Origin of the sequence: Nevskia soli (assembly GCF_903970205.1) — a bacterium.
In the GTDB taxonomy this organism is placed as follows: Bacteria; Acidobacteriota; Terriglobia; order Bryobacterales; family Bryobacteraceae; genus Bog-113.
Map to the genome: position 1 here is coordinate 1 of NZ_CAJCHS010000195.1, position 3,930 is coordinate 3,930.

Annotated in this window: 6 protein-coding genes; 5 read left to right on the forward strand and 1 reads right to left on the reverse strand. The window is 60.9% G+C overall.

Annotated elements, in window-relative coordinates:
* The 3 genes from H1Y01_RS08885 to H1Y01_RS08895 all read left to right on the forward strand — a co-directional run.
* The coding region (locus H1Y01_RS08885) for a CHAT domain-containing protein (protein WP_180540085.1) at nucleotides 1-606 on the forward strand (606 nt) is incomplete at its 5' end.
* Between the two features lie 53 nt (nucleotides 607-659).
* Nucleotides 660-1,283 carry an RNA polymerase sigma factor gene (locus H1Y01_RS08890; protein WP_219341402.1) on the forward strand — a complete coding sequence of 208 codons (624 nt, stop codon included), beginning with the start codon at nucleotides 660-662 and terminating at the stop codon, nucleotides 1,281-1,283.
* A 116-nt stretch (nucleotides 1,284-1,399) separates the two neighbouring features.
* Nucleotides 1,400-2,020, forward strand: coding sequence for an anti-sigma factor family protein (locus H1Y01_RS08895; protein WP_180540086.1), 621 nt, complete (start codon nucleotides 1,400-1,402; stop codon nucleotides 2,018-2,020).
* A 60-nt stretch (nucleotides 2,021-2,080) separates the two neighbouring features.
* Here the strand turns inward: H1Y01_RS08895 and H1Y01_RS08900 are convergent, their stop codons facing one another.
* Nucleotides 2,081-2,767: a DUF5612 domain-containing protein gene (locus tag H1Y01_RS08900; RefSeq protein ID WP_219341403.1), complete on the reverse strand. Its 687-nt coding sequence runs from the start codon at nucleotides 2,765-2,767 to the stop codon at nucleotides 2,081-2,083.
* A gap of 16 nt (nucleotides 2,768-2,783) precedes the next feature.
* On the opposite strand from H1Y01_RS08900, the gene H1Y01_RS08905 reads away from it, so the two are divergent.
* Nucleotides 2,784-3,272 (forward strand): hypothetical protein, encoded by a 489-nt coding sequence (locus H1Y01_RS08905; protein WP_180540087.1) that lies wholly within the window; start codon nucleotides 2,784-2,786, stop codon nucleotides 3,270-3,272.
* On the forward strand, nucleotides 3,272-3,784 hold the full coding sequence (locus H1Y01_RS08910; RefSeq protein ID WP_180540088.1) for a hypothetical protein: 513 nt from the start codon (nucleotides 3,272-3,274) through the stop codon (nucleotides 3,782-3,784). Before H1Y01_RS08905 ends, H1Y01_RS08910 begins: the two co-directional genes overlap by 1 nt.
* Nucleotides 3,785-3,930 lie beyond the last annotated feature (146 nt).

Sequence of the window (3,930 nt, forward strand, 5' to 3'; positions counted from 1 at the left end):
AATGTTCATTTTTTCGGTTCCAGGACGAGCCGTGAAAACCAGTTGCACCTCGCCCGCCTGGCCGCTACCAAAGATGAAGTCTGGTCGGCGCGGGACGCCTGGGGCAGCGGAAACGTCCTCACCGGACGCGCTGCCGTCAAGCCGCGCTTATTCGATGCCTTAGCTCAAGACCCTGCGATTCTTCATCTAGCGACCCATGTCGTCGCCTCCCCGGATCGTTCCGGCGTCATCGTCCTGGGTATCGATTCCAGCGGGCGGCCGGGCCTCCTCGGGCTTCGTGAAGTGTTGTCGCACTCCATCCAGACCTCTCTCGTCGTCATGAGCGGATGCTCGTCCGGCGATGCCCAAGCGCTTCCCGCGTCCGGTCTCTTGGGCTTGACGCGCGCCTGGCTCGGCGCCGGAGCCCTCGAAGTCCTGGCCACCCGCTGGCCGACGCTCGACGATAACGGCCCTTTCTTCCGCGATTTTTACAGTTTTCTCAAATTAAATAACCGACAGGGTGCATCCGAAGCGCTGCGCCAAGCACAACTCGCAATGGCTCATTCCGCGGGTTTCAGAAATAGTCCGGAATTCTGGGCGAGCTATTTCCTGATTGGAAAGGTGTAATTTCGGTGCGCAATCTTGAACATATTCCCGACCTTTCTGCAAAAATGGCTTCAGTGGGTCCCGTGATCGATGAAAACCTACCCGACACTGACGCCCGTCCGCAGCAACCGGATTGGGTCGATCTGGTGAATCGCATTCAACGCGACGATCCTCAGGCGATGGAAGAGCTTTATCAGGTTTTTACACGCGGTATGCGTTACTACCTGTGCCGCCAGCTCGGGCCGCAAGATTTGGACGACCGCGTCCACGATTGTTTCCTGATCGTCGCCCAGGCGATTCGCCGGGGTGAACTCCGGGAGCCCGAGCGGCTCATGGGATTCGCCCGCACGATCGTGCGCCGCCAGATCGCCGGACACATCGACTCCGCGGTAACCAACCGGCGCCAGCAGGTGGATCTGGATACCAGTGCTCCGGTTCCCGATGGCGGAATGAATCCCGAAGCCGCCGCTATGAACCGGCAGCAGGAACAGCTCGCGGTTTCCGTCCTGAAGGCGATTTCCCGCCGCGATCGCGAGATCCTGACTCGTTTTTACCTGGACGAACAGTCTCAGGAACAGATCTGCCAAGACATGTCTTTGACGGAAACGCAGTTCCGCCTGCTGAAATCGCGCGCGAAGGCGCGGTTCGGAGAACTCGGGAAGCGTCGGCTGTCGCGCCGCAACGTACCGGTGTACTAAGTAGTACTTTTGTCAGGCGGGGCGTTGATCCCAAAACGAGATTTCTTCCGGGCGTTTTTGACTTCACCAGTATGAGCGGTTGGGAAGCCCAGGAACGAGGATTGAAACAATAAATTATGGAAGCCACCTTCGAAGACCATTGCACGGACGATGCTCTGGAGCTCTACGCTCTGGGCCGTCTTGGAGGCAAGCACACGGAAGCTCTAGAAGAACATCTCTTGATATGCGAGCCGTGCCGGGAGCGTTTGGATGAGACGGATATTTTTGTCCGCGCCATGAAGGGCGCGGCGGCGCGGTTGCGATTGGAACAGAAGACCGAATCGTTCGCCGCGCGCGTAGCCCGAGCGTTCCAGGTACCTGCGTTTCCGGTGTGGGCCGCGAGCGCGGCGTGTCTCTGCATAATCGCCGTATCCGCGGTGCGCCTGCAGCAGCCTGCGCCGGCAGGTGCGTCGATTGCTGTTTCTCTGCACGCCGAACGGGGCGCCTCCCAAACGGTGGCCGCCCATCATCCACTCGTCCTCTCCTTGGACGCGAGAGGCCTGAGTCTCGGAAAATCCGCGCATATCGTTCTGGTGAATGCCGGCGGCACCACGTTGGAACAGGCCGATGTCGCGCCCGATAACGATCAGGTTCACGCGCGTTTCTCGCGGCCGCTTGATCCAGGCGATTACTTTGTTCGTATTTGCCGGCCGGGCGACGCCGACCCGCTCCGTGAGTTCGCGCTCCGGGCGCAATAATCAGAACCGGTAGGTCTCTGCGACGCTTGTTCCGTCGTTCGCCGGCGCTAAGACGACTTCTCAAAACACCCGGCGGCTCAATCGCTGCACATTAAACCGGGCGGTTTCGGCAATCGCCATGACCGCCATCACGCCCGCCTGCACCGGATCGGTAACCACGGAATCCGCCGCATCCGGGACACTGCCGGCCATGTTCAAGCTAATCACGAGCAGCCCTTTCGCGCGGACTTCCCGAACCGCCGCTTCGATATCGCCGCCCATAAGCGCCCCCGCCAAAACCAGGGCTCGCGCCCGCGGCAGCCGGCTGATCGCGCGCACCGCCTCGGCCAGTTGCTGTTCGCCAACCAGCGGAATCGTATCGACCGAGATATGTTCTCCCCGGATGTTGTGACGGTCCGCTTCTGAAACCGCGCCGATCGCTACCTGGCCAACCTGAGCCCCGCCGCCCATAATGATGATGCGCTTCCCGTAGATCTTCTCGAGCACGCGAACGGGCTCGACGCTTCGCACGATTTCGAGCCGCCCTAGGTCTTCGACCAGCGCGTCAGGTCCGGGGACCATCATCTCGAAGTAGATGCGGGCCCCGGCGGAGTTATCTTCCAGAATCCCGATCGAAGTGATGTCTCCATTGTGCTGCGCGATCACGCCGGTAAGCCGGTGCAGGATGCCCGGCCCGGAATCCGCTTCCACGATGAGCCCGGTCTTTTCGGACGCCGGAATGTTGCCAGTCAAGCCCTTGTCGCTCAAGCTACCATCAGTCTAAATGAGCAAGCCTTTTGCGATCGGCTTTGCGTGTGCCGTCGTGGTGCTGGTTGGAGTCGTGGCCTGGATTCTCCATTCGCATAGCGGCAACTACCTGGAGCCTACGGGCAAGATTCTCCAGGTTCGCACCGTGGCGCTCGATCCGTCGAGCGCGTCCCTGGTCATCGATTTCGAGGTTACGAATCCTTCCGGCCGTGACATGGTCGTCCGGTTCATCAACGTGAAGGTCACCGAGCCGGATGGTTCGATTCCGGATAACTCGATGATCGCGGCCACCGATCTTCCGGCGATGTTCCGCTATCACACCGAACTGGGGCCTTTGAACCTGACACCGATGCGCGAACGCGATCATATCAGCCCCGGCCAGACCGTGCAGCGCGTCACCGCCGTTCGTTATGACTTGACCGAAGAGCAGTTGAAGCAGCGTAAGGGCGTCGAGCTCGAGATTGTGGACGTCACCGGTCCGAAGCTGGAACTCGCCGCCAAGTAATGAACTTCGACGGTCAGCCGATTCTGATCGAGTTCCGGCCGCAACTTCGGGCATCGCGCGGGAAGTTAGTTTCCGGCGGAGACTGCGGATCGCCGGTACATGCCGGAAGCTTTCTCCGGGAACGGCGGATCGTTCTTGATCGCGCGCTCCTGCGCAGCCCCGCCGAACGGGATCGCATCCTGGTGCATGAGTTATTCCACTTCGTGTGGTGGAGGTCCGGCCGCAAGATGCGCGCCGCGTATGAGGCGCTGATCGCTGCTGAATGCGACGCCGGTAAGAGCGGAGAAATGGCGTGGTCCGCGGAATGGCGAAGAAACGATCTCATCTCCGGCGACCGGGAGGGCCGCACCCGGCGATGGCGCGAGTACCTGTGTGAGAGCTTCTGCGATACCGCGGCGGCCTACGCGCTCGGGATCGAGTCGCATCCCGAGATCACCCTCGGCCCGGGCGCGCGGCGGCGAAGGCATCAGTGGATGGCGGCGAATCTGGACCTCGATCGCCTCCGAATATAGCGAGGCAGCCGCTATAATTCAATCAGGATTCCCCGCTTGCGCCGACTTCACTACGTTTCTATCTCCGGTTTGATTGCTTTGCTGGGCCTTGCCGGTTGCGCGTCGCATAGCGTGAGCGCCCAGAGTACGCAAGCGAAGACCGGCGA